The 25,253-nt window shown below is 70.9% G+C and carries 22 protein-coding genes and 1 pseudogene; 17 read left to right on the top strand and 6 right to left on the bottom strand.

Annotation, left to right across the window (positions count from 1 at the left end; genetic code table 11):
• The first annotated feature begins 260 nt into the window (after positions 1–260).
• Together OTB16_RS13440 and OTB16_RS13435 are read left to right on the top strand one after the other, a co-directional pair.
• On the top strand, positions 261–1,226 hold the full coding sequence (locus OTB16_RS13440; RefSeq protein WP_267720366.1) for a hypothetical protein: 966 nt from the start codon (positions 261–263) through the stop codon (positions 1,224–1,226).
• 153 nt (positions 1,227–1,379) lie between these two features.
• A complete protein-coding gene (locus tag OTB16_RS13435) occupies positions 1,380–1,994 on the top strand; it encodes an HdeD family acid-resistance protein (protein WP_267720365.1) in 615 nt (204 codons plus the stop codon).
• A gap of 448 nt (positions 1,995–2,442) precedes the next feature.
• On the opposite strand, the gene OTB16_RS13430 is transcribed toward OTB16_RS13435, so the two are convergent.
• Entirely contained in the window at positions 2,443–2,907 is a 465-nt protein-coding gene (locus OTB16_RS13430; protein ID WP_267720363.1) for a DUF6325 family protein, read from the bottom strand.
• A gap of 276 nt (positions 2,908–3,183) precedes the next feature.
• Between OTB16_RS13430 and OTB16_RS13425 the strand changes: the two genes are divergently transcribed.
• Entirely contained in the window at positions 3,184–3,621 is a 438-nt protein-coding gene (locus OTB16_RS13425) for an amphi-Trp domain-containing protein (RefSeq protein WP_267720362.1), read from the top strand.
• A gap of 27 nt (positions 3,622–3,648) precedes the next feature.
• Here the strand turns inward: OTB16_RS13425 and OTB16_RS13420 are convergent, their stop codons facing one another.
• Both OTB16_RS13420 and OTB16_RS13415 read right to left on the bottom strand, forming a co-directional pair.
• Positions 3,649–4,260 carry an excalibur calcium-binding domain-containing protein gene (locus OTB16_RS13420; RefSeq protein WP_267720361.1) on the bottom strand — a complete coding sequence of 204 codons (612 nt, stop codon included), beginning with the start codon at positions 4,258–4,260 and terminating at the stop codon, positions 3,649–3,651.
• 693 nt (positions 4,261–4,953) lie between these two features.
• Positions 4,954–5,298, bottom strand: coding sequence for a hypothetical protein (locus OTB16_RS13415; RefSeq protein WP_267720360.1), 345 nt, complete (start codon positions 5,296–5,298; stop codon positions 4,954–4,956).
• Between the two features lie 512 nt (positions 5,299–5,810).
• On the opposite strand from OTB16_RS13415, the gene OTB16_RS13405 reads away from it, so the two are divergent.
• The 3 genes from OTB16_RS13405 (at position 5,811) to OTB16_RS13395 (ending at position 7,916) form a co-directional block, all read left to right on the top strand.
• Positions 5,811–6,065, top strand: a complete 255-nt coding sequence (locus OTB16_RS13405; protein WP_267720359.1) for a hypothetical protein — start codon at positions 5,811–5,813, stop codon at positions 6,063–6,065.
• A complete protein-coding gene (locus tag OTB16_RS13400) occupies positions 6,062–6,931 on the top strand; it encodes a hypothetical protein (protein WP_267720358.1) in 870 nt (289 codons plus the stop codon). The genes OTB16_RS13405 and OTB16_RS13400 overlap by 4 nt, the downstream gene beginning before the upstream one ends.
• A 100-nt stretch (positions 6,932–7,031) precedes the next feature.
• On the top strand, positions 7,032–7,916 hold the full coding sequence (locus OTB16_RS13395) for a hypothetical protein (RefSeq protein WP_267720357.1): 885 nt from the start codon (positions 7,032–7,034) through the stop codon (positions 7,914–7,916).
• 274 nt (positions 7,917–8,190) lie between these two features.
• Here OTB16_RS13395 and OTB16_RS13390 read toward each other — a convergent pair whose 3' ends face one another.
• Positions 8,191–8,481 carry a hypothetical protein gene (locus OTB16_RS13390; RefSeq protein WP_267720356.1) on the bottom strand — a complete coding sequence of 97 codons (291 nt, stop codon included), beginning with the start codon at positions 8,479–8,481 and terminating at the stop codon, positions 8,191–8,193.
• On the opposite strand from OTB16_RS13390, the pseudogene OTB16_RS39545 reads away from it, so the two are divergent.
• A pseudogene (locus OTB16_RS39545) lies at positions 8,480–8,605 on the top strand (peptidoglycan-binding domain-containing protein); the annotation flags it as partial. The gene OTB16_RS13390 and the pseudogene OTB16_RS39545 sit on opposite strands and share 2 nt — an antisense overlap.
• A gap of 93 nt (positions 8,606–8,698) precedes the next feature.
• Here OTB16_RS39545 and OTB16_RS13385 read toward each other — a convergent pair.
• The gene (locus OTB16_RS13385) at positions 8,699–9,796 is read right to left on the bottom strand and encodes an LLM class flavin-dependent oxidoreductase (RefSeq protein ID WP_267720503.1); all 1,098 of its coding nucleotides are present in this window, start codon (positions 9,794–9,796) and stop codon (positions 8,699–8,701) included.
• 554 nt (positions 9,797–10,350) lie between these two features.
• The gene (gene rph, locus OTB16_RS13380; protein ID WP_267720355.1) at positions 10,351–13,056 is read right to left on the bottom strand and encodes a rifamycin-inactivating phosphotransferase; all 2,706 of its coding nucleotides are present in this window, start codon (positions 13,054–13,056) and stop codon (positions 10,351–10,353) included.
• 484 nt (positions 13,057–13,540) lie between these two features.
• Between rph and OTB16_RS13375 the strand changes: the two genes are divergently transcribed.
• The 10 genes from OTB16_RS13375 to OTB16_RS13330 all read left to right on the top strand — a co-directional run bounded on the left by OTB16_RS13375 (position 13,541) and on the right by OTB16_RS13330 (position 25,252).
• Positions 13,541–15,502 carry an acyl-CoA dehydrogenase family protein gene (locus OTB16_RS13375; protein WP_267720354.1) on the top strand — a complete coding sequence of 654 codons (1,962 nt, stop codon included), beginning with the start codon at positions 13,541–13,543 and terminating at the stop codon, positions 15,500–15,502.
• A 675-nt stretch (positions 15,503–16,177) separates the two neighbouring features.
• Positions 16,178–17,047 carry an inositol monophosphatase family protein gene (locus tag OTB16_RS13370; protein ID WP_267720353.1) on the top strand — a complete coding sequence of 290 codons (870 nt, stop codon included), beginning with the start codon at positions 16,178–16,180 and terminating at the stop codon, positions 17,045–17,047.
• 79 nt (positions 17,048–17,126) lie between these two features.
• Entirely contained in the window at positions 17,127–17,750 is a 624-nt protein-coding gene (locus OTB16_RS13365) for an NAD(P)-dependent oxidoreductase (RefSeq protein ID WP_267720352.1), read from the top strand.
• A gap of 175 nt (positions 17,751–17,925) precedes the next feature.
• Positions 17,926–18,090 (top strand): hydrophobic protein, encoded by a 165-nt coding sequence (locus OTB16_RS13360; protein WP_267720351.1) that lies wholly within the window; start codon positions 17,926–17,928, stop codon positions 18,088–18,090.
• Between the two features lie 320 nt (positions 18,091–18,410).
• Positions 18,411–18,734: a hypothetical protein gene (locus tag OTB16_RS13355; protein WP_267720350.1), complete on the top strand. Its 324-nt coding sequence runs from the start codon at positions 18,411–18,413 to the stop codon at positions 18,732–18,734.
• A 109-nt stretch (positions 18,735–18,843) separates the two neighbouring features.
• On the top strand, positions 18,844–19,821 hold the full coding sequence (locus OTB16_RS13350; RefSeq protein ID WP_267720349.1) for an NUDIX hydrolase: 978 nt from the start codon (positions 18,844–18,846) through the stop codon (positions 19,819–19,821).
• Between the two features lie 222 nt (positions 19,822–20,043).
• A complete protein-coding gene (locus OTB16_RS13345) occupies positions 20,044–20,853 on the top strand; it encodes an NUDIX hydrolase (RefSeq protein WP_267720348.1) in 810 nt (269 codons plus the stop codon).
• 12 nt (positions 20,854–20,865) lie between these two features.
• On the top strand, positions 20,866–22,041 hold the full coding sequence (locus OTB16_RS13340) for a tyrosine-type recombinase/integrase (protein WP_267720347.1): 1,176 nt from the start codon (positions 20,866–20,868) through the stop codon (positions 22,039–22,041).
• Positions 22,038–24,650, top strand: coding sequence for a tyrosine-type recombinase/integrase (locus OTB16_RS13335; protein ID WP_267720346.1), 2,613 nt, complete (start codon positions 22,038–22,040; stop codon positions 24,648–24,650). Before OTB16_RS13340 ends, OTB16_RS13335 begins: the two co-directional genes overlap by 4 nt.
• Positions 24,647–25,252, top strand: a complete 606-nt coding sequence (locus tag OTB16_RS13330) for a DUF6262 family protein (protein WP_267720345.1) — start codon at positions 24,647–24,649, stop codon at positions 25,250–25,252. Before OTB16_RS13335 ends, OTB16_RS13330 begins: the two co-directional genes overlap by 4 nt.
• Position 25,253 lies beyond the last annotated feature (1 nt).

The raw sequence follows: 25,253 nt of genomic DNA, 5'->3' as shown, positions 1-25,253 counted from the left end.
GGGCACCACGACAGCGGAGCCCCGGGCTTCCGGCGTCCGCACCGGTGGTTCGTTAGGCTTGCAGGCAGACGTCCGTCTCCGTCGGGAGCCCGAGCACCGGGGGACCGAGCACCGGGAGCTCCAGCACCCGGGGCCCGAGCACCGGGAGGCGGGAGCACCAGGGGCCCACGTACCCGGCAGCCCAAGTGCGCGTGGCCCGCGCACCCGGGGCGTCGCCGAGAAGCTTCGGCTCCGCACCACTCGTACGACTGGAGCGTCGCGTGTCCTCTCACCTGCGGCCCGGCCTGGCGCGAACGACCGGTGTGGCCGCCTTCGTGATCGCCCTGGCCGCCGTGCCGTCCGACCCCGCGTACGCGTTCACCGGCGGCAACCACGAGACCGTCACCCGGGCGGCCCTGCCCTGGGAGCCGGCCACGCTGTTCGAGATGGCTGACGCGCGCGACGGGGCGATCAATGCCGATGACCACGGCGGATACTTCCTCCTGGGCCCCCTGCACTGCGACAACGCCGACTATCTCGCACCCCGTTACGCCGAGGACTATCCCCGCAGCCGGGACGAGGCCACCACCGAGCTCCTCGCCTGCGTCCGTACCTCCGTCACCCGTTTCCGGAACGCCGTCCGGGCCGCCGACGCCTTGGTCGACGTACACGGCAAGGTCCGGGCCGACCAGAGCGACCTGTCCTCCCACTGCACGTGGAAGGAGACTCCCGACCGTGCCAAGTGCGACGTCCTGGAACAGCTCGGCCGCGGCTGGCACCCGCTCCAGGACTTCTACTCGCACTCGAACTGGGCCGACCGGGCCGCCCCCGGCCCTGTCGACCTCGCCAACCCTCCCGGTCTGGCGCGTACGGATGTGGCCCCCTTCTTCGACATCCGCCGCTACAGCGCCATGAAGGACGCCGACTGGACGCGGGAGGCACGCACCCGGATACCCGTGGACCTCACGACCGGCTGCTACTCCGACTTCGATTCCACCGGCGTCAAGGCGGGGGACTGCGCCGGCCGGGTCACCCACAACCGGGACCTGAACAAGGACACGGCCGCTTCCCGCCGCTCGAGGACGGGCGACAACTTCAACCGCGCCACTTCCGGAGCCACCGCCGAGATCACCCGGCAGTGGAACGACTTCAAGGCCGAACTGCTCGCGACCTATCCGGACGCCCGCCGGGGGGAGCGGGTGGTCTGCGCCCTCGTCCACGACGACCCGGGATCAAGCTGCCCGTGAACCCCGGGCGTGCCGGGCGGCGGGGGGCGGCGGAGGCCGCCTGGAACAGCGAGCTGGATCATACCGGCTTAAAATGGGCCACATCGGCGGACGAGGCATGTCCGATGGGTTCGAGGGGCCCCACGGGGCCGTTCGGCTGGACCAGGAGGCGTGATGACCGTAACCCCCGAGGCTGCACCGCACAGTCCCCAGAGTGATCCCGAGGACTTCCTCCGGCAGCTCGGAGGATCGTGGCACTGGGCGCTCGGCTTCGCCCTCGCGACCCTGATCCCCGGCATCCTGGTACTCGTCTGGCCCGACGAGACATTGCACATCCTCGCCGTGATCATCGGTCTCCAGCTCCTGGTGGCCGGCGGTTTCCGCTTCGTGACGGCGTTCTCGCACAGCGGCGACCAGGGCGGCAGCAGACTGGCGGGGATCCTCATCGCCATGGCGGCGTTCCTGGCGGGCGTCCTGGTCCTGCGGCACCCGATGCAGACCATCGGCGCGCTCTCCCTGATCGTGGGGGTGTTCTGGCTGCTGACCGGAGTGCTCACGGCGTACGTGGCCATCGCCGACCGCGCACTCGTCCAACGCGGCCTGCTCTTCGCCCTGGGCGCGCTCGGCACCGTCGCCGGGATCGTCGTCCTCTGCTTCCCGGTGGACTCCGCCGTCGCCCTGACGCGCCTGCTGGGCCTGTGGCTCGTCCTGCTCGGCGTGTTCGAGGTGGTGATGGCCCTCGCACTGCGCTCCGCCACCCTCCGGGTCACGGGATCCACGACCGCGTGAGGGGACGGGGACGGGGACGGATGCGGGGGCGATAGGCGGTTCGGGCCGACTCGGCCGGGGGGCGTCGTGCCGGGCGCCGACTCTGATGGCGGTCACGCGAGGGATGACAGTGCTGGCAGGCTGACAGGCTGACAGGCTGACAGGCGCCAGCGATGGCGATGGCGATGGCGATGGCGAAGTCTAGGGCCGTCAGCAGCCCCGTCCTCTTGCCCCGCGCTCGTACGCCGCTGCCCGAGGCCGACGGGCGCTACGCGAAGGGGTTCGCCGCCGGGTCGGTGCTGGCGATGCCAGCCACCTACCTCGATGATCCCCGGGAAGACCAGCACTCCCCCGGCCGCGGCCGGCGCGTCGAAGGCCCACAGGCTGGGTTCTCCGCCCGTGGGACCAGTTCGTAGGCCACGGCCGCTGTCAGCGCGCCGGATCCTCGATCATCTGCGCACAGCGCGGGTCACTGCTGCGGCTGGCTCCCGGGGCCGGCTTGCTCCGCCTCGATGGAGGCCAGGAGCGCCTGCACGGGAATGCGACCGCCCGCCACCATCTGCGCACCACTGCGGCGCAGGGCCGCGGCGAAGGGGGCCGCCCAACGGTTCTCGTACACCAGGATCGCGGCCGCGTTGCCGGGCTGAAGGGCGTTGCCGGCTTCGTCGAGGTCGTCCTGGTCCAGTAGTTCGGAGGACGCGCCGTCGAAGACGGCCAGCTCCACCGCGCCCTCGTGGTCGTCGAGCCCGGTGATCTCCAGGGCGGTCACGGCACCGTCGGTGTCCTTCCGCACGAAGCGAAGATCAAGGATGCGGATGAGCCCCTTGTCGACCAGGTCGATCAGCAGCGGGAACGCCTCGCCCGTCATCCGGTTTCCGGGGAACTCGACGACCAGGTAGTCGACGGGGCCCATCTCTTCGATGTCCTGGCCCATGAGCACTCCTGACGTGAGAGCGGCGGCGCGGCGGCCGCCTGCGGGAACGGGGAATGGGAAACTGGGAATGGGGAACGGGATTGCGCGGACGGCGAGCGTTCGGACCCTGCTCGTCCGTTCTCTCATTCCAGCATCCGCCTTACGGTGTCGCATCTTCGCTCCGCGAGCGCGGCCTCGGGGCTCGGCGCCGGGAGCACCAGAGGATGTCCGATCGTGCGCACGGCCACAGAATGGGCGTAGCGCACCGTCCCATCCCCGTCCGGATTGGAAACGAGCATGACGGACCTCAAGTTTGAGCAGAAGCGCTCGCTGTCCCGCCTTGAGGCGGCTGACCAGCTGACGGCACTCGCCACCATGCTGAGGAAGGGTGGGCATGCCGAACTCGAACTCGGCGCGGCGACCCTGAGCCTGCGGATCCCCGATGACCTGCGCGGCGAGATCGAGATCGAGGTCGGAGACGGGGAGATCGAGCTGGAGATCGAGTTCAAGTGGCCGACCGCACCGGGCCGGGCAGCGTCACCGCAGGCGGCCTCGGGCACGGAGCGGGCCCCGAGCCGGAAGGCCGCGGGTCGGACAGCGGCGGGGCAGAAAGCCGGTGGTGAGAAGGCCGCGGGTGGGAAAGTCCCGGGGCGGAAGGCCGCTGCACGGAAGGCCGCGCCCGCCGGCGCCAGCGGGGGCAAAAGCACGAAGCGGGCCGCCACTAAAGCGCCCTGAGTGGCGTACGCCGGGCCCCGTCTCGGATCACAGCCAAGGCTCGCAGGCCACCCCGTCGCCGTCGCGGTCGAGCCCCGACCGGTAGCCCGGCTGCCCGCGGTACAGCGGCGCGGCGCCGGCCGCGCGGGCGTCGGCGCACCTGCGGTAGTACGCGCTCGAAGCCTCGGTGGCCGGTTCGGCCGGTTCGGCCGGGGTGGTGGCCGCGCTCGGCTCGGCGGGTGCGACCGGTTCCGTCGGCGTCGCGGGGGGTCCGCTGGGGGCGGCCGTCGTGGTCTTCGGCGCCGTGATGGATGGCGGTACCGGGCTGGGGGTGGTGGACGGCGGCGTCGGGGACGGCGGGGAGGTGGGCTGCGCCGTACGGGGTGGGGTGGAGGCCGACGGGCTCGCGGCGGGAGGAGTCTCCGCGGGCTCGGAGGGATCGCCCTGCCTCGGGGCCGGGTCGACGAACAGGCCGATCCAGATCAGCGTGGCGAGGACGCACCAGGCCGTCAGGGCGACCTTCGTCACGATCCGCAGACGGGACGAGCGCCACAGCCACACGGCAGCCACCGGCGGTACGAGGATCAGCGCGAGGGCCCGGACGAACCGATTGGCACCGGATCGGCGCGGCGGCGGCTCCGGAGGGTCGTAAGGGTTCATCTGGCCTCCCCGGAGTGGGAATGCAATGGTGCGCGAGAAGTCGGTGCCGCACCACCCGGGCCGAGACCCCGGCACCCGCGCAGGGTAGGTGTGTGTACCGAAGCCGCCCCGCACGCCGAAGGCACCCGTACTCCGGTGGGCGGCGACGGCCTTGCGTACCGCGGGATCCCGGTCGGCGGCCAACTCGGCGGTCGGCACGGTGTGGGCGACCGCGGCGGCACGGCTCGCCGGGTCCGCCAGCAGCCCGGGCAGGAGGTCCGCCGGAGGTACGAACGCCCGCGGACCGGCGCTGCGGATGCCCGGGTCGGCGTCCGTCAACAACATCACGCGGACGGCGTCGGGAACATCACGCGCACGGCTCGGGAACGTCGGGCCCGCGCTGGATCGCTGACGACCTCACACGGGACTCCAGGTCCGCGGCCGGGCGGGCCAGCCGTTCCGCCGACAGCCCAAGGCCGCCGTCCTGGTTGAGCAACGGCGCACACCTCTCGGCCGGGCGGGCGAGTCGTGCGGCACCCTCTTCGGGGAGGCCCGGGAGGCTTCCGAACACGGGAACTCCTTGGGAGCGGCCTGAGGGGGTGGAACCGCCCTGCTTTCGGCGCGCCTCGGGAAGCCGCCTATTTCCCGGCACCGCCGGAGACGGGTCGGGTGCCGCGTGCCGTGCGTCCGCCGGGCGATCCGACCGAGGCGCGGTCAACGGGCGCATTCCGCGGGCCTGTCAGGCCGCGTCGCGCAGCCGGGAACGTGCTGGGCGGGCCCGCATCCGGCGGCGGCGTAGAGCGCGTCCAGTTCCACCCACCGGCCCCTGGCCCCGTCCGGGCCGACCACGGCCAGACCGGTCCCGACCTCGGGCTCCCGGCCGTTGTGGAACCGCACTTCCACGTCCAGTCCGGCGCCGCGGAAGAGCAGTGCGCTGCCGCTGAAGCGCATGGTTCCCGTGGGCTCCGGAGGCGCGAAGCCCATCTCCTCCGTCAAGAACGAGAACGCCACAGCGACCTCGGTGCTGAACTCTGCCTGCAGATCCGGTGCGGGGCCCATGGCCCGAGCATGCGCCCACCAGAGCGCGTCCGGAAGTCTTCGACCGGCCGGAAGCGTTCGATCGGCGGAAGCGTTCGACCGACGGAGCCGTTCGGCCGACGGAGCCGTTCGGCCGGTTCCAACACCCAAGGAACGGCGTGCGGTTCCCCACGCGCGGGTGCGGCGCCGTCGGGGCCGAGGGCGGACCTGAACACCGGCGCATGAGCGCTCTTGACAGTCGGGACTCCCCCGGGCCACCCTTTCACTACTTCCCTAGTGAAAGCGGGGAGGAGAGGCGTGTGAACAGGCCCTGCGCCTGTGCCTGTTGGAGCCGGCCGGCCGGCCGCCCACGGCCCGTGAGGTGGTCGAGACCCTGGGCGTAAATCCCAACACCGTACTCAAGGCGCACCGAGCTCGCCCAGTGGCCGGCACGGGCCAGGCCGGCGGGCGGGCCTGGAGCAGGACGACATCACCGCGCCGTTCACGTCCGTGCTGAGCGGACCCGGCAGTGAACCGACCCAGGGGGACGAAGAATGAAGGCAGCCATCGAGGCGCACGGCCTCGGACGGAGGTTCCGCCGCCGCGGCCGGGCGCTCGGGGACGGCTCCTTCCGGCTCCCCGGCGGCGACGGCTCGCGGTGCATCGAACCCACCCTCGAGGAACGAGTGCCCGCCCATCTCGGCGCCCCGGACACCCCGGACGCCCCATGCGTCCCCGATGCCGCGGATGCCCCGGACACCCCGGACGTTCCGGCCCGGCTCACCCCGCCCGTGGAGGTTGCGGTATGACCCTCGCCGACCTGCGCGGCGCCCTTCGAATCACCGTCGGCTTGCACCGCCGTGTCCTGTGTGCCGGACTCGCCCTGGTGCTGCTCGCCGCCATCGCCCTGCCCGCCGGCCGCTGGTACGTCCAGTCACTGACCGAGGACCTCGCCGCGACCGGCTGCAGGGTGGAGAACACCGTGTCGGGCTGCGGCATCGAGGTCCGCGGCTTCCTCTCCCGCAGCCTGTACGTCGCGAAGATGTTCTCCTACGTCGCGCTCGGCGTGAGCGGGCTGCTGCCCCTGTTGCTCGGTGCGTTCGTCGCGGGCCCGCTAATCGGGCGCGAGTTCGAATCCGGCACGTACCGGCTCCAGTGGACCCAGTCGGTCAGTCCGGCCCGCTGGCTGGCCGCCAGGCTGGCGGTGCCGACCGCCGCCGTACTCCTGGTCCTGCCCGCGTTCGCGCTGCTGGCGGCATGGATCCGGCGGGGAACGGCGGACACCTGGTACCCGGTCCAGTGGTACGAGGTCCCCGTCTACGGGACGATCGGGCCGGTGGCGGTGGGCTCCGCCCTCCTCGGCATCGCCGTCGGCGCCCTGGCCGGGCTGCTGATCGGGCGTACGGTGCCCGCCATGGCCGCGACCGTGGCCGCGGTCGGGATCGTCGGGGCGGCCATCGTCCTGCTCCGCCCCCTCTTCTGGCCCGCCCTCGACGGGCCCGCGCCCGGCGGGGAGAACTGGGTCCTGTCCGATCAGGCGGAGGGGACCGGGAGCCGGTACCACCCCGAGTCCCACTTCTGGCCGCTCCAGCTGGTCGAGAGTGCGATCCTGCTGGCCCTCGCCGCCGCCGCGACCGTCGCGGCGTTCGCCCTCCTGCGCCGTCGGCACCGCTGACCGGACTCGGCGCCTCGAGGCGGCTCACGGGCGGCGGGCCGTCGCGACGCGTCCCGTCACGTCCCGTCGCGCCGGGTCTGGTCTGAGGGTTGAGGTCCGTATGGGCGAGATGATCACCGGCGAGAACGTGATCATCACCCCGGACGGGAGGGCGGTGCTGGTCAACTGGGCCTGGTCGGCCGCGGCCGCCCCCTGGCTCGACCCAGCCCTCGGGTGCATCTGGCTGATCGCCACCGGTAAGCGCCATCCCGCCGAAGCGGAACGGTGGGCGTCCCGGAAGCCGGCTTGGCGCGCCGCAACCCCTGACGCGCTGGACGCCTTCGCGGAGGCCAACGCCGGGCTGTGGGCCGATATCGCCGGCGAGAACCCCGGCCCCTGGGCGAACTCGCCGCGCGACGCCGCACGACGCCGCCCGGCGCTACGCGACGTTTCGCGACGTTTCGCGTCGGGACGAGCTGATCCACCCGCCACGAACGCCCACCGGTTGCGGCGCGCCGCAGACCGCCGATCGGGACCGCCCCACCAAGATGGGTGCTCCCGCGGGCCGGCCGCCTCGGGCGATGAGAGGGAGACGGTATTGATCAGCATGGACGTCCGGCGCTGCGGCAGCTCGGTGTTGGTCCGCGTCATCGGGGAACTCGCGGAGGACGCGGGCCTGGCGCTACAGCAGACACTCGACCATGTCACCGTCGACGAGCGGGACTTCATGATCGATCTGCACGAGGTCGTCTCCATGGATGGCGACGGCCTGCTTCACCTCCTGGAGCTGCACCGGCGCGCGGAATGCCTGGACCTGCGCGTTCTGGCCGTCGGCTGGCAGCCACAGCCCCAGCGGTTCATGGCCCAGGTCGCCGGGATCCGGGGGCCGGGCTCGGCCACGGGAGAGCGGTACGCGATGGCCGGCTTCCGCCGCCTCCTCCAGGCACGGGCAGAACGCGCAAGGGACCTCGCGGCCTTCGACACCGGGCAAACGCCGCACCCCTAGCCGAGACGCCTCCCGTCGTGCCGATGGCCCGGGAGGGGCATCCGGTATCCGGTCCCCGTCCTGACGCGAGCGATGCCGGTTGCCCTACAGCCACCGCACAGCCCTCGAACGCGTTCGAGAGGGTGCTCGTTCGTGCGGAGGGCCGCGCGGAGGGGGGACGCCGCACCGTGTTCCTCCACGGGGCGGAATCGACGCCGGTCGGGTCTGCCGCGGTTGGACCCCGTCCCGGCGGGGTACGGCCGCCTGCGCGGGCGCCCCGCCCGGCACGAGGGGGTCAGCCGAAGCAGACCCGGGTTCCGTCTGCCGGGTTCCCGGGCGTCACGCACGAGCGGATGCCCGCGGTCCCTTGCGGTACCGGGACCATCGGGGTGGCCACGTACTTGCCGAGTTGCCCGTCGCTCACCCGCAGTTCCTGCGGCTCCGGGACGCCGGGGACGAACAGTTCGACGCGGTCCCCGGGCTGGAGGCCCGACGTGCGTACCCACACGGCTTGACACAACTCCCCGTACCTCAGTTCCAGTTGGCGAAGTCCCGGACCCGTGTCCGTGCGCAGGCTGGTGACCATGCCCACGAGCTACCCGACGTGGCTGGCGGAAGACGGCCAGTTCGGTCAGGCCACGTACGACGCCGTGCGCGCCGTACAGCGCAAGGCCAAGATCTCGGACGACGGTCAGGTCGGCACCAACACCTGGGGCAAGCTGCGCGCCGGCCCCACCCCACCCCGCCCGGCCCGGCCCCGCTCAGGTCAGGTCAGGTCAGGTCGGGCAGGCAGGCAGGCCAGGTCACGGTGCGACGGCGCTGGCCCCGGCCCCGTGTGCCGCGACGAGCGAGGCGTGGGTGGGCGCGTCCGGCACGTGTGCCGGCCGGCCGATCGCGAACTCCTTGCGCAGGACCGGCACGACGTGCTCGCCGAGGAGGTCGATCTGCTCCAGCACGGTCTTCAGCGGCAGGCCCGCGTGGTCCACGAGGAAGAGCTGCCGCTGGTAGTCCCCCGCGTACGTACGGAACGACAGCGTCCGCTCGATGACCTGCTGGGGCGAGCCGACGGTGAGGGGCGTCTCGCGGGAGAAGTCCTCCAGCGACGGGCCATTGCCGTAGACCGGGGCCCGGTCGAAGTACGGGCGGAACTCCCGTACCGCGTCCTGGCTGTTGGCGCGCATGAACACGTGACCGCCCAGGCCGACGATCGCCTGTTCCTCGGTGCCGTGGCCGTGCTGGGCGTAGCGGCGGCGGTAGAGCCGGATCATCTTCTCGGTGTGCTCCTTGGGCCAGAAGATGTTGTTGTGGAAGAACCCGTCTCCGTGGAACGCGGCCTGTTCGGCGATCTCCGGGGAGCGGATCGAGCCGTGCCAGACGAAGGGCGGTACGCCGTCCAGCGGCCGGGGCGTCGAGGTGAACGACCGGAGCGGCGTACGGAACCTGCCCTCCCAGTCCACCGACTCCCGGCGCCACAGCTGACGCAGCAGCTCGTAGTTCTCCAGCGCCAGGTCGATGCCGTCCCGGATGTCCTTGCCGAACCACGGGTAGACCGGTCCGGTGTTGCCGCGCCCCATCATCAGGTCGACGCGGCCGTCGGCGAGGTGCTGGAGCATCGCGTAGTCCTCGGCGATCTTCACCGGGTCGTTGGTGGTGATCAGGGTCGTGGACGTCGACAGCAGGAGCTTGTGGGTCCGGGCAGCGATCCACCCGAGCATCGTGGTCGGTGAGGAGGGGACGAACGGCGGGTTGTGGTGCTCACCGGTGGCGAACACGTCGAGGCCGGCCTGCTCCGCGTGGAGGGCGATGGTGAGCATCGCCTTGATCCGGTCGTGCTCGGTGGCCGTCCTTCCGGTCGTGGGGTCCTCGGTCAGGTCGCCCACCGTGAAGATGCCGAACTGCATCCCGCTCATGCTTCCCACTCCCAATATCATTGAACTTTCAACCACACTCACACGCCTAAACCACGGGCCCGGTCCGGTCATTCCCGGGCGCCGCCGGAAGGGCGTGAACCGTCGACGTGATGCGCGTTCCTGGCGGTGCAGGCGGCCATCGTGGGATACGTCCTGTGGAGGACCTGGCAGCGTTCCGGCATCCTGCGCCGGGAGTGGCACGCCGGCGGCGGCCCGCGACGTGCCGCCCGCCGTAGCCGGCCCCACCGCGTCGGTGGTCGCCTTCGTCGTCACGTCGGGCGCCGGATGGATCACGTGGATGGCGGCCTGCTGGTTGGCGGGCGGCTTGTGCGCGCTCACCCTGCTGGTGGGTGAGCGCGCCGGTCAGACGTCGGGGACCGGACCGCAGTCCGCGGGTCCGCAGCACTCCTGAGGCGGCGGGGCGGGGGGCGGCGGGGGGGTGAGCCCGCGTGGGGTGGGCCCGGCGCACGAGCGCGGCCCGGTACGCCGACCCCCGCCGGTACGGTCGACGCCGCCGCGGCGGTCGACGCCGCCGATGCCGCCGGTCAGGGCAGGAGCTCGACGTACCCGCCCGTCCCGTGGACGCGGATCCGCTGCCCGTCCCGGATCAGCCGGGTGGCCCCCTCCACGCCCACGACGGCCGGCAAGCCGTACTCCCGGGCGATCACCGCGCCATGGGTCATCAGGCCGCCGACCTCCGTCACCAGACCCGCGATCCCGACGAACAGCGGGGACCAGCTGGGGTCCGTAAAGGCCGTGACCAGGATGTCGCCCGCTTCGAGATCGGCCCGCGCCATGTCGAGGACGACCCGGGCCCGTCCCTCGACGGTCCCGGCGGAGACCGGTACGCCGATCAGGGCGCCGTCCGGCACGTCGTCGCGCCGGTACGCCCCGGTGACGGCCTCACCGTCCGAGGTGAGCACCCGGGGCGGGGTGAGCGCGTGGTACGACCGGAACGCGTCCTTGCGGCGCCGGATGAGCCGGTCGTCCACCCGGTGCGAGCGTACGACGTCGTGGAGTTCCTGGAACGTGAGGTAGAAGACGTCCTCCTTCTCGGGAATCACCCCGGCCCGCACGAGGCGCTCGGCCTCCTCCAGGAGGGCGCGCTTGTAGATGAAGGAGCGGCTGACGATGCCGTACTTCGGGTACTCCCGGTAGCCGATGAAGGTGCGGACCCGGTCGATCATCCGCTCGGTCTCGCCGGCCTTCCGGTCCCCGTCCGGCAGGGCCCGCAACCGCGCCAGCACGTCCTGTTCCTTCTGCCGCGCCTTCTGCCGACCCTCCTCGAAGCGCCGTGCGGCGGCGCCCGGCCGGAAGTTCCTGACGTTGTCGAGGATCACGGGCACGAGCGTGGTGGGACGCTCACGCCACCGCGGCCTCGTGATGTCGATCTCGCCGACGCAGCGCATGCCGTACCGGTCGAGGTAGGACTCGATGGCGTCGCGTGCCTCGGTCCCGCCCGCGAGCTTCGCCAGCTCGTCCAGGAAGTCCTCGTCCTCGACGCCCGCCAGGAACGCCACCACCTCCGCGTGCGGGCGGATCACGTCCGCGACGTCGAGGAGTGCCAGTCCCATCTCCGACGTGATGTTGCCGGGGGCGGACAGCGTGAGCGTGTCCGCCGCGTTCTCCTCGCCCAGCCACTCCCGCAGCTTGTCGTTGAGCCACCACGTGGCGTCCATGCCCGCCATGATCGCCTGAAGGTTCAGCGGATCGGCGAGGACCCGCTTGTGCTCCTCGAAGGCGCCCAGGAGGAAGTCGAACAGCGCCGGTCCGGTCTTCGTCCGGATGTCGCGCTCCAGGGCGGCGACGGACGCCCGGCTGCGCGCGATCAGCTCGGTGACGACGGCCGGATCGGTCGCGAGGGGGGCGGGCGCCGCGCCGGCCGGCGGGGCGCCGACCGACGGGGCGCCCGGACCCGCGTCCGGGAGCGATGGGACGAAGTCGTCGCGATCGAGGACGGTCTCCAGAGCGTCCCTGATCAGCGGATCGCCCTTCCCCATGGCGTCCAGGAAGCCAGCGCGGCCGGCGGGCGAGGCCAATCGCGGGGTGACGTCGACGAACAGCCTCCCGCCGGCCTCCTGCATCGGCACCATGGCCGTCAGCTGCCACATGGAGTACCCCAGGGGCTTCATGGGGTCGGTCATCATCTGCCCGTGACCGACGGAGACGTAGACGCGATTCCCCTGGTCGCCGGTCTCGGGTCCGGGTCCGGGTCCGGGTCCGGGTACGGGTACGGGTACGGGGGGTACGGGTACGGGGAACAGCGTCGTGATCGGCCGGCTCTGAACGATCTGGAAGCCGTCATCGGCCAGGCACCATTCGATGTCCTGCGGGCGGCCGAAGTGCGCTTCGATCCGCCGCCCGAGCCGCACGAGCCGTACGGCCTGCGCATCCGTCAGTGCCGGCTGCTCCTGCCGCTGCGGGTCGATCTCCACTTCCCGGGTACCGCCGGCCGGCAGGGCGTGAACGGCGCGCTGTTTGCCGGTGATCGCCTTGGCTACGACTTCGCCGTCCCGCACCGTGAAGACGTCCGGGTTCACCAGGCCGGAGACCAGGGCCTCCCCGAGGCCGAATCCAGCGTCCACGGTGGCGGTCTTCCGGTTGCCCGTGACGGGGTCGGCCGTGAACAGGACCCCGGCCGCGTGCGGGAAGACCATCCGCTGCACGACCACGGCCATGCGGACCGTACGGTGGTCGATGCCGTTGCGCCGGCGGTAGGTCACGGCCCGCTCGGTGAACAGGGAGGCCCAGCACCGGCTGACGTGCCGGAGGATCTCCGCCGCCCCCACGACGTTCAGGTACGTGTCCTGCTGCCCGGCGAAGGAAGCCGTCGGCAGGTCCTCCGCCGTCGCGCTGGACCGCACCGCGTAGGCGGCGCCCGCGCCGTGCCGGGCGAGCGCGCCGGTGATCGCCGCCGCGATGTCCTGCGGGACGACGATCCCCTCGATGGTCCCCCGGATCTCCGCACTGAGCGTGCGGACGGCCTCCCGGTCGTCCGGGTCGACCCGCGACAACCGATCGAGCCGATCGTCGATCGACGGCGCTCGGTCCTGCGCCTGCGCCCCGTCCTGTGCCTGTGCCTGTGCCTGCGCCATGGCCCGCTGGAAGGCGTCCGTCGTCACGCAGAAGCCGTCCGGCACGCGAACGCCGTCGATCCGCGCCAGGGCGCCCAGGTGCGCGCCCTTGCCTCCGACGATCGCGACCTGCCGCTCGTCCACGTCGTGAAGATCCCGTACGTACTGCTCGCTCACCGCGACACCTCCGGGGCAGCCGTCCTCCGTTGCACTGCGGTGGCCGGTCGAATGACCGGCGCCTCCCACGCTGCCCACACCAACACACGCACGCCGTGCCCTCATTTCCACTGGTTGTTGCGTTAGGCCGATGATTCTGTGCGGTGACCCGGGTCTTGCGGCAAGCCCCCCGGCGCGCTATAAATTGAGCATGGCAAGGAGAGGGCTCTCCTTGCCTTTCGCTTTTCTCGGATCATCGTCACGAGCGGACAGGGCTGGGCCGGCGGCACGGACGGCGAACCCAAGCCCCAAGCCCCTGGTGCAGTGGCAGGGGCAGGCCGCCTGTTGGGCCACGGGCGAGAAGCGCGAAACCTGGACGGACACCGGCATGACCGTGCTGATCGTCGAAGCACAGTCGTCACCCGATGACAGCATCATGGGTGAAGCCTCCCGCCAGGCCCGTCCGGCCCCGGTTGATCGTCCCGCGGCGGGGTAGCGGATCGGCATGGCCCCAGAGAACGCTTCCGCCCCCGCGACCGGCTACGTGCAGCCCCGGATCGACGTCTCCGCGCTGACCGGGGTGCTCGACGGCGAGTACGCCGGGATCCGCGACCTCGTCCGGACGAACCTGGCGACGTACGCCTCCGTCCTCGAAGACGCCGACGAACTCGGCATCGACGCGTTCCGCGAACGGGTGCGTGAGATCGTCGTCAAGATGGCCTCGACGGGCCAGACCGGCATGGGCTTTCCCGCCGAGTACGGCGGCGGCGCCGATGTCGGGGCCTCGATCGCCGCGTTCGAGACGCTGGCCTTCGGTGATCTGTCGGTCCTGGTGAAGGTCGGCGTGCAGTTCGGACTCTTCGGCGGCGCGATCCTGCACCTGGGCACCGGGCGTCACCACGACGCCTACCTCCCGGACCTCATCACGGGGGAGCTCATGGGCTGCTTCGCGATGACCGAGACCGGGCACGGCTCCAACGTCCAGGCGCTCGGCACCGTCGCGACGTACGACGCCGCGAGCCGGGAGTTCGTCATCACCACCCCCGACGACCAGGCGCGCAAGGACTACATCGGCAATGCGGCACGCCATGCCGAACTGGGCGTCGTCTTCGCCCAGTTGGAGGTGGACGGACTATCCCGGGGCGTGCACGCCTTCGTCGTCCCGCTCCGGGTCGACGGCGAGACGGCGCCCGGCGTCCGGATCGAGGACGACGGCCGCAAGATGGGGCTCAACGGCGTGGACAACGGCCGCATCTGGTTCGACGGCGTGCGCGTGCCGCGCGAGGCGCTGCTGAACCGGTTCGCCGACGTCACCCCCGAGGGCGTCTACGAGAGTGCGATCGACAACCCCAACCGGCGCTTCTTCACCATGCTCGGCACCCTGGTGCAGGGCCGGGTCAGCGTCGCGGGCGCCGGGATCAGCGTCGCCAAGGTCGCCCTCGCCATCGCCACGAAGTACGCCGTACGGCGACGGCAGTTCGAGGCGGCCGCCGACAGCGGGGAGCAGGTGCTCCTCGACTACGGCCTGCACCAGCGCCGCCTGCTGCCGCTCATCGCCCGGACGTACGCCCTGCACGCGGCGCAGGACGTCGTACGCACGCAGCTGCACGAGGTCTTCTCCGGCATCGAGGACGACGCGCAGGCCCGGCGCCGGCTCGAATCGCGCGCCGCGGGCATCAAGGCGCTCGGCACCTGGCACGCCACCCGGGTCGTCCAGGAGTGCCGCGAGGCGTGCGGCGGCGCCGGCTATCTCGCCGTCAACCGGTTCGCCGCCCTCAAGGGCGACAGCGACGTCTTCACCACCTTCGAGGGCGACAACCACGTCCTTCTCCAGCTCGTGGCCAAGGGGCTGCTCACCGATCACGCGAGCGAGTTCGAGGACCTCGACCAGCTCGGCATGGTCCGCTACGTCACCGGCCTCGCCGTGGAGACGGTCATCGAGCGGACGTCGGCCCACAAACTGCTCGAACGGGTACGCGACCTGCTGCCGGGCGGCGACGAGTGGGACCGGGAGGCCGGGCTGCTCGACTCGGAGTACCAGCTCGCCATGGTCCGCTTCCGCGAGGAGCACATGCTCGCCGGCCTGGCCCGGCGGATCAAACGCGGGATCGACCAGAAGCGCGATGTCGGCACCGTCTTCTCTCAGGTGCAGGACCACGTCATCGCGCTCGCGCGCGCCCACGTCGAGCGGCTGGTGACGGAGGCCTTCGTCGACCAGGTGCGCGCGCTGCCCGAAGGCGGCGAGAAAGCGGCGCTCGGCCTCCTCTGCGACCTGTTCGCCCTGTCGACGATCCAGGCGGACCGGGCTTGGTTCATGGAGCACGGGCGGCTGACCGGCCAGCGTTCCAAGGCGATCAGCCGCGAGGTGAACGACCTCTGCCGCAAGGTGCGTCCCCTCGCGGTCGACCTCGTCGACGCGTGGGGCATCCCGTCCGCCGTGCTGCGTGCACCGGACCTCGTGGGCTGAGCCGGTCTCCGTGGGCTGAGCCAGCCCCCCGCGCGGGTCTTGGCCGACGTGCCAGCCGCGGACTCAGGGCCCTGCCACGGTCCGACGGTCGAGTGTCCCGCGCCCGTCGTCGTAGGTGAGCCAGCATCGAGTATCCGGTGGCGGGCCCGGTCCGGGTCCTGGTCGGAAGCGACCGCCCTGCCGCCACCGTGGCCCCGGCAGGGCGGATCCCCCGGTCATCGTCATCGTCGTCGTCCTCTTCATCGCCGGACGGCGCGGGTGTTCCCTCGGCAAGCACCGCACCGTCCAGGGCAGGTGCAGTCGCGGGTCGGCGCCGTAGGGCTCAACCGTCAGGAAGCCCTGGATCCCCCTCCGGCTCGACCCCGACATGCGCCTCCTCCCCGGCGGACGGCCCGGACCGTGCGCTGGCCCGAGAACACGGCGAACGTACCGTCCGGGCTCACCGGTGGGGTCGACTTGTGGCCGAAACCTGGAGGCGGGGCGGCGACGTCCGTCACATCGCCTTCTTCGCGCGTGGCGTCGAACGCCGTAAGCAGGTTCAAATCCAGTTGCATGACGGTAAATCCAGTCGTGACTAGATTGCATTTGAAGTCAATGACACCCGGTCATAACGTCGTAAGCGAGCGGCCGGACGACCGAACGGCCACGCACCTCCCTTCCGCGTCAGGAGCGATCATGAACGCCTTCTCCGCCCCCCGCACCGTCTCCGCCGAGTCCGCCGAGTCCGCCGAGTCCGCCGAGCGCGCGAAGCTCGCTGAGCTTGAAGCGGTCCTGGAGCGCACCGTGACCGCCGTGAAGGCGGCGGGAGAGCTTCTGCGGGAACGCCATGACGTGGGCGCGCGCCCCGGTGACCTGGAGGAGGTCGTCGGCGCCATACACGCCAACGACGAGGCGGTCCTGGCGCTCATCAAGCAGCCGCTCCTCACGGCGCGTCCCGGATCCCGTTGGGTGGAGGACGAGTTGGCCGGTGGCGCGCTGCCGGCGGGCGAATGGTGGGTGGTGGATACGGCCGAGGGCAACATCAACCACGTCCACGGCATGGGCGACTGGGGGGTGACCGCCACTCTGGTGCGCGACAACGCTCCGGTGCTGACCGTGGTCCACCTGCCGCTGACCGGCGACACGTACACCGCCGTCCAGGGGAGAGGGGCTCTCCTGAACGGCGAGCGGTTGCGTTCCTCCGCCAAGACCGACCTGCGGGCGGCTCTGGTGGGCACTGGCCAGGCCAAGCCCGGTGAGGACGAGGCGGCCCTGTGCCGCATGGGCGCCTCGGTGACCGCGATGCTCATCAACGCGCTGGTCGTACGGGTCTCGGTGCCGGCCACGATGCAGCTCATCCACGTCGCGTCCGGCCGCATGGACGCCTTCTGGCAGTTCTCCGACGTGCGCTCGGGCCTCCTGCCCGGCGCGCTGCTGGTCGCCGAGGCCGGGGGCTCGGTCACCGACACCCGGGGCGTTCCGTGGAGCCTGACCAGTGACGACTTCCTCGCCTCCGCCCCCGGCCTGCACACCCAGGCCGTCGGTGTCCTGTCCGACCTGGGCTGACCCAGACCCTGACCCTGACCCTGACCCGGCCCCTGAGCCGACCCCTGTCCTTCCCCTGCTCTCACGACTGGAGATCATCGTGAAGATCGCCGTACTCGGTTCCACCGGACAGACCGGCCGCCTGGTGATCGCGCGCGCCCTGGAACGCGGCCATGACGTCATAGCCCTCGCCCGCCGGCCGGAGAGGGTAGATGCGCCCGCAGCCGACAACCTGTGGGTGGTCCGGGCGGATGTGACCCACCCCGGCAGTGTCACGGCCGCGGTCGAGGGTGCTGACGTCGTGGTGAGCACCCTGGGCATCGTCAAAGGACAAGACCCCGCGATTCTCGTCCAAGGCGCCCAGCAGATCGCCTCCGCCACCCCTCGCGTCGTCTTTCTCACCTCACTGGGCATGGGTGCCACCGAAGGAGCGCTCGGCGCCTTCAACGGCGCCCTGCTCAAGCGCATCCTGCGCCACGAGTGGGACGCGAAGAGGGACGCCGGGCGCGCCGTGCGCGCCGCGGGCGGAACCACCGTCCATGCCGGGCCGCTGACCAACAAGCCGCACCAGGGCAACGGCCGTCTGATGCGAGCCGCGGACTTCGGACCGCGGCTGATCCCTCCCATGGCGCCGCGCGCGGGAATCGCCGCCCTCTTGGTCGCGGAAGCGGAAGAGCCTCGGTTCACCGACTCGGACACCATCGCCCTGTTCGAGAGCCGCTGAGATCCCGGCGGCCGCTTCCGAGCCCCCTCAGTGGCGTCTCTCTCGCCCGCCCTCGCCGTCTTACCTCCAGAAGACCGATGGATTCACCTGCCCGCCTGCGAGAATAAGAAACACGTAAGATCGAATACATGGGTGGGGCACGGCCGGGCACACGGTGTCTCGGAGGTTGATAACTATGGTTCCCCTGCTTCTCGTTCTTCTGCTGGTACTGATCCTCTTCGGCGCGGGCTTCGCGGTGAAGATTCTCTGGTGGGTCGCGATCGCGGTCCTGATCCTGTGGCTGATCGGCTTCGTCGCGCGCCCCAAGAGTGGTGGCCGCGGCCGCTGGTACCGCTGGTAGCCGTACGCCGACACCGCGGTTCGGTTCCGCGGTTCCGCGGTTCCGACACTGCGTGCCGGTGGCCCGGCCTCCCGTCCGATCGGGGGGCCGGGCCACCGGCATTTCGTCGCGCCCCGGCTCCGCCCGGGTCCCGTCGGCCGATGTGGCTCGGTTTCCTGGGGTCCACGGGGCACTCCGTACCGAACCTCTCACTCGAACAGGTCAAGTGCCTTGGTTCATAGGGTGTTTGCCCAGGAGCCGCTGGTAGCTTGGCCGGCGTCGAGCGGCAGTGCCCTGGAGTCGCGGCCGCCGGCGCTCGGGATGCCGGGAGGCACCACACCATGCCCACCACCACGGCCGTACCGCTGCTCCCCGTCGACGGCCACCATCTGCTCCACCGCGCCCGCTTCGGATTCCCGAAGCGCGACCGCGCCCCCGACTCCACCGACGTGACCGGCGCCCACCGTGACGAACCGGCCGCCGCACCGGGCAGGCCGGGCAGGCCCCTGGCCCGGATCCGGGAGTCGTGGGACGAGGTGGTGCGCCGGCGGTCCCTCCCGCGCCCGAACAGTGTCCTCCCGTACCCGCAGGACGTCCTGACCGGCGCCGCGACACCCGAACTGGACTCCCCCGCACCGCTGATGAGGGCGGTCGGGCCGCGGTGAACGCCCCCGTCGCCCGTTCCGGCCCGGTGGTGCCCTCCCGTCCGCCGTCTCGCCTGCCTGCCGGTCCCCGCCGCGCCGGCGCCCGTACCCGAACGTCAGGAGTGACGACGTGAACGTCTCGTCCACCGAACCGCGCGGGACCGCCGCGCTGCTGGTCAACTCCCGAGGCCAGTACCTCCTGCACCTGAGGGACGCCAACAAGCCGCACATCTGCGACCCGGGCACGTGGTCGGTCCCGGGAGGCGGCCGGGAGGGCGAGGAGACCTGCCGCGAGGCGGTGGAGCGCGAACTCCTCGAGGAGACCGGCCTGACCGTACCGCTCGAACCGCTCTCCGTCGTCAACGCCCACGGGCCCGGTACCGGAGAAGGCCCGCACCAGGGCCAGGGGCAGGGACAGGGCCAAGGGCAGGGGCATGGGCAGGGGCAGGGGCAAGACCTGATTCAGGTGTACCTCGGGGAGTGGGACGGTGACGCCGACGCGCTCCCGTGTCCCGAGGGCATCATGTTCCGCTGGTTCGACGCGGCCACCACCGCGTGGCTGACCATGTGCCCGTGGACGGCCGAGGTGATCGCGCTGCACCAGCGGACCGCCCCCGTCCCCGCACCCCGCCCCGTGGACCCGTCGGCCCGTGCCGGGGGCAGCGGGGCCCGCCTCAACGTCCTCGGGGTCCACCTGTACCTCCAGCGGCCCGACGGCAGGATCCTGCTCGGGCTGCGCCACCCGGCCGTGGCGTTCGCCGGCCGCACATGGCACTTCCTCGCCGGTCACTGCGAGACGGAGGGGGCACGGGCCTCCCTGATCAGGGAGGCCGGGGAGGAGGCCGGCCTCACGATCGCCCCCGAGGACGTCGAACTGGTGCACACCGTCCACATCCTCGACGAGGACGGCGACGGCCAACCCCGCCTCCAGCTCGTCTTCCGCGCGCACGCCTGGTCGGGGACCCCGGAGGTCCGGGAGCCGGACAAGTGCCTGGAGTGGGGCTGGTTCGACCCAGGACGGCTTCCCGAGCCCGTCGTCGGATACACCCGCGCCGCGATCGAAGCCATCGGCCAGGGCCGTACGTACACGGAGCTGGGGTGGGCTTAGCCACATCGCTCGGACCGTTCTTGCCCCCTCCCGCCGGACGGCCCGCCGCGCCCGCACCCGCACCCGCACCCGCACCCGCACCCGCACCCGCACCCGCACCCATGATCGGAGACACGTGACCCTGTTCGACCCGGTGGCCGCCGACCGCAACCGGTGCAGGCCCGGTCCGCACGAGGAGTACGTCCTCACCGGACCACCCGCACGCCGTCCCCGGGCCGAGCGGTGAGCGGCGGCGCCCGGCACACCGTGCCGGTCGACGTCCACCTCGTCCTGCGCCGCGACGGCGAGTCCGGCCCCGAGGTGCTGCTGTCCCGCCGCGCCGGTCCGGTGTACGCCACCGGGCTGTGGCACCTGCCCTCCGGACACCTCGACCCCGGCGAGGACATGGTCGGGGCGGTGGTCCGGGAGGCCCGCGAGGAGACCGGCGTCCTCATCGACCCCGAGGACGTGACCTGCGCCGTCACGGTCCACCACCACCCGCCCGTGGGAACCCGTTCGCGGATCGGAGTGTTCTTCGAGGTCCGGCGGTGGTCCGGCCGGCCGCGGGTGCTGGAGCCGGACCGGTGCGACGGCATGGGCTGGTACCCGCTGGACGCGCTGCCGGAGCCGATGGTGGCGTACTGCCGGGCCGGCCTGGACGCCTACCGCGCCGGGCTGCCCGCCGCCGTGCACTTCCAGCGGACCGGCGACCCGGTCCAGCACACCCCGGACGGCCCCGACCGCACCCGCCTCCTGCCCGGCCCGCCCACCGGATCACCCGAACTGCCGTATGCGCTACGGGCGTTCACCGAGGGGGCCGTCGGCCGGATCACCGGGACGGCGGAGGTCTCCTGGGCCCGGACCGGCAGCCGGGTCTGGCGGGTCACCGGGTCCGAAGGAGGCGTCTGGTACCTCAAGCGGCACCCGGGGCATTTACCGAACGCGCCTTGGTTGTCTGGGTCGTTCGTAGGGAGGGAATTCGGCGTCTTCGCGTGTCCCTTTACCGACCGGCCTGGTTGTTGCCTTCACGTACATCGACGTGGAGGTAGCTGAGTGCGAAGTGTGATGGTGCTGGAGGACTTTCGGGTTCAGCAGATGCCGAGGGCTGGAGGCGGGTGGTCGTACACGATCTTGCATGCCGATGGTGGGGTGGAGGAGGAGTCGGATCGCTTCCTGCGGTTGTACGAGGGCAGAGGCACGCAGCGGACGTACGCGTACTTCCTCGTTGATCACCTGCGGTGGCGGAAGCAGGAGGGGCTCACGACGTCGTCGATGTCGCTGCAGGACCTGTACCGGTACATGGGGGCCGTGGGAGCGAAGGTGGCGATGCCGTTCGGGCAGCCGTGGCGGCAAGGCAAGCGTCCGTACAGCTCGTCGGCGCTGGAGGTCGCCGCGGCCTGCCTCAAGGGCTTCTACCTGCTGCAGTGCGGCACCGGGGTGAACGCGGAACTGGCAGTGGCACTGGAGGTGAGACGGCTGCCCACGCAAAGGGACCGCGATCGGTCCCTGCTGGGGCACCTTCAGACATCGCTGCCGGCCAACCCGCTGTCGCCACGGCGAGGCACACGTCGTCGGCATCCGAAGATGCTGCCGGACGGAGCCCGCCCCGAGCTGATGGAAGTGATGAACACCGCCCGTGACAGGCTGGTGGTGACGTGGCTGTCGGACGCCAGTCTGCGCATCGGCGGCCTGACGGGACTTCACCTCGTTGATCTGCACCTTCGCCCCGATGCCGCCTGCGGAGAATGCAAGAGCCCTCACCTGCACGTGTGCCATCGGTCGGGCAACGCCAATCGCGCCGCAGCCAAGATCAAGCCGGACTGGTGGCTGCGCGACGGGGTCATCACCGGAGGTGAGATCGTGCGCGTGAGCCCAGCCATGATCCGGACTTACTTCCAGTACATGACCACCGAGTACGCCAAGCACGCCGCCGATCACGGCATGCTGCTGATCCAACTGTCCGGTCCGCGCCGCGGCCAGCCGTGGACTGCCGATGCCGCTCGCGGGATGCTCCGGCGCGCCGGACGCCGCGCCAACCTGCCGGGCCGCATCAAACCCCACGCATTCCGGCACACCTTCACCAACGCTGTCCTGGACGCCACCGACGGCGACATGCTGGTCGCCCGAGAGGCGGGAAACTGGGCATCGGTTCAGACCGTCGAGGAGGTCTACGGGCACCCCGACCTGCATTCTCCGGAGTTCCAAGCGGCCCTGAGCGCGGTCTGGGGTGAAGACGCATGACCGCGCTCGAGCTTCTGCCAACCGAGCCGACGAACGGGCCCGCGAACCGGACCGGCACCGACCGGCTGGAGATCCTCACCGCGCTGATCGCCGCGCCGTCGTTCGACCCGCTCTACCGGCCCGACGTCATCGTGGTGCCCGGCGACCACCCGCACTTCCGCTGGCTGTGCGGCGTCCCCGCCTGCGAGAAGCCCCAGGAACCCGGCAGGGACTACTGCTACGTGCACCGCCGGCAGTGGATCAAACTTCGCACCACCGGCGTGAGCGTCACCGACTTCCTCAGTGGTGCCGTTCCGCAGAAGCGGGCCTCATGGTCCGTGCCGCCCCGGTGCGTGATCTGCCCGGATCTGCCGGCGTGGGCGTCGTCGCCGCTGTGTCAATTGCACGCCCGGCGCTGGAGGTTGCTCAGCAAGTACTGGCGCGAGAAGCACGGGACAACCGTCGACTACGACGGATGGCTGGCTGGAGAGAAGCCGTTCCCGACCTTCGGTGAGTGCTTGGTGGTGGCGTGTCCCGAGCTGGCAGCGCATCCACTGGGGCTGTGCGCGAACCACCTGTCGCGCTACAAACACCAAGGCCGACCCGGAGGGGCCTCACTGCATCAGAGCTGGAGCCGGCGCCTGGACCGCGGCGAGACCGTCACCGTCGCCTACACCGACAAGGCGGCCTTCCGCCGCTGGTGCTGGCAGAGCGGCCCGGCCCACCGGGTCAACGGAAAGCTCTCGCTCCTGGGCCTGCCTCCGCTGCTGAAGGCAGAGATCAAGTGGACCATGTTCCGCCATGCCCAGGGCTACACCCAAGGTCGCAGCTGGCCGCTGACCTGGGTGCAGTACCTGACGGACCACTGCCGCCTCCATGAGCTGAACTCGCTGGCTGACCTCGACCTCGACGAGGCGAAGAGCAAGCCGCTGGTCCATCAGGTCGGCCGCGAGATGGCCGATCAACTTCAGCTGGTCTACTTCTCCCGCCAGGACACCAAGGACGCCGGCTTTCTCGAGACGGAACACTTCGGTGTCCGCCTCCGAGGAAGCCGAAGCTACTTCGACCTGACGTCCATCTCCCAGCGATGGCTCCGCGACATGGTCTGGGACTCGATGGCAGACCGGTTGCAAAGCGATCCACCCCGCAGCCGAAGCGGGTTCGACGGCTTACGCCGCGCCGCCTCCGAGCTCAGCGCCTACCTGGAAGCACAGACACCCGGCGGCGGCCACGACCCCCGGCTGCTCACCCGCGACCACATGGTCGACTTCGTCGCCGACCAACGCCACCGCGCCAAGAACGGGCTGACTGCTCTGTCGATCTACTGCCAGGGCTCCAACCGGGGCAACGCGGCCAAGAAGCCTGCCATCGTCACCAACAACGCGCTGTCCCGGACCTTCAACACGGCACGTCGCCTGCTCCGCGACGCCCTGGAATCGGGCACGGCTGAGACGATCGGCCTGGACCGGGCCTTCATCGTGGCCCTGCCGACCTTCCATGCTCCCGGGGCACGTCGCCGGCCCTTCCCCGACGACGTCGCGCGAATCCTCGCCGACGACGCGAACCTGGCCGGGCTGCACTCACGTGACTACGAAGACCGCGGACTGCGCGACATCTGGGAAGCACTCGTCGTCACCGGCCGTCGCTGCGGCGAGGTCCTCAACGTCCGGTTGGAGTGCATCGGCCGGCTCAACAAACTGCCCGTCTTCTGGCACGACCAGACCAAGGTCGGCAACTACGACCAGGCCATCCGCATCCCCGAGCGCCTCTACCAGCTGATCGAAGAGCGCCAGAGCAAGACCATCGCCCGGTTCGTCCAGCGGTTCGGCCGTCCCCCGACACCACGCGAACGACGGCAGATCGCACTCTTCCCCCGCCGGCACACGAACCGAGACCTGCTCAAGGGAGCCAGCCGCGGCTGGTTCGCCAAGAACTTCCGCGCCTGGGTGGACACCCTCGACATCGCGCACTGCGTCCCGCACCAGGCCCGCCACACGCTGGCGACGAACCTCCTGCGCAATGGGGCCAACCTCACCCACGTCAAACGCTACTTGGGCCACGTCTCCGTGCAGATGGCCGAGCACTACGTCCACCTGGCCAACACCGATCCCCGGCTCGAGGAAGCACTCGCGGCTGTCTGGGTCTCCGGTCCAGGATCCGCCGCTCCGGGGACCGTGCTTTCCGCGGGCGAGCCCATGTCCCGGCAAGAGGCCGAGGCGCTGGCAATCGACCTCACCCGCCGCAGCACCCCGGCCGAGGGAGGTTTCTGCACCTTCCAACCCGTCGTCAATGGAAACGCGTGCCCCTGGAACATGGACTGCCACAATTGCGACAAGTTTGTCCTGTCCGGCGCCGACCTCGTCTATTGGCACCGCAAGCGCGAGCAGTGGCGCACCCTCGCCGAACGGGCACCCGACGGGTCCACCGCCGACTTCCTGCACGAGGTCTTCGAACCGACGGCCCGCGCGATCGACGGCCTCGAGAAGGCGTTGGAAGCCATCGGCCTCCTCGACGAGGCCCTGGCTCTAGACCTGCGGCGGCCCCAGGACTACTTCGGCAGGGTCTGGAACACTGCCTTCCGAGCCCAGGAACTTGCCGATCATTCGGCCGCCGAGGCGGTGACCGGGTGACATCCACTCCGCCCCAGACCGCAGCGGCCATCGCAGCTCGCCGCCGTCAGACCGGGCAAAAGCTCACCCAGGTCGAAAAGGCCATCGCTCAGCTCCGCCGGGAGACATCCAAGATCACCGTCAGGGCTATTGCGGCCAGAGCGCAGGTGTCGCCCACCTTCCTCTATGAGAACCGGGATGCTCAGTCCCTCGTCCGGGAGGCCGTCGCCGCAAGCACACGGCGACGCGATCAAACGGACCAGGACACACACGACCGCATCGAAGCCTCCTGGAGAGAACGGGCTCTGAATGCCGAGGAGGAACTCTCCCGAACCCAGAAGGAGATCCTCGTCCAGCGCCAGCGCATCGGTGAACTCATGGGCCAGCTACGTGACTTCGAGCAGATGGTCCCAGGCGAGTCCGTCCAAAGACTTGTCACCGAGAACACCTCGCTCAAGCACCGCGTCCGCCAGCTGGCCCAAGAACATCGAACGCTCCAGGAACGCCTTGAGGGAGCCCGGTCAAACAACCGCTTCGCCGAAAAACGCATCGCCGACCTGGAGGCCCAACTTGTCGAGCTTCAGCACCACCACGCCCAGCCCGTCCCCAGGACCACCGAATGAC

Source organism: Streptomyces antarcticus (assembly GCF_026627255.1).
GTDB lineage: Bacteria > Actinomycetota > Actinomycetes > Streptomycetales > Streptomycetaceae > Streptomyces > Streptomyces antarcticus.
This window is presented reverse-complemented; position numbering and strand designations above follow the sequence as displayed.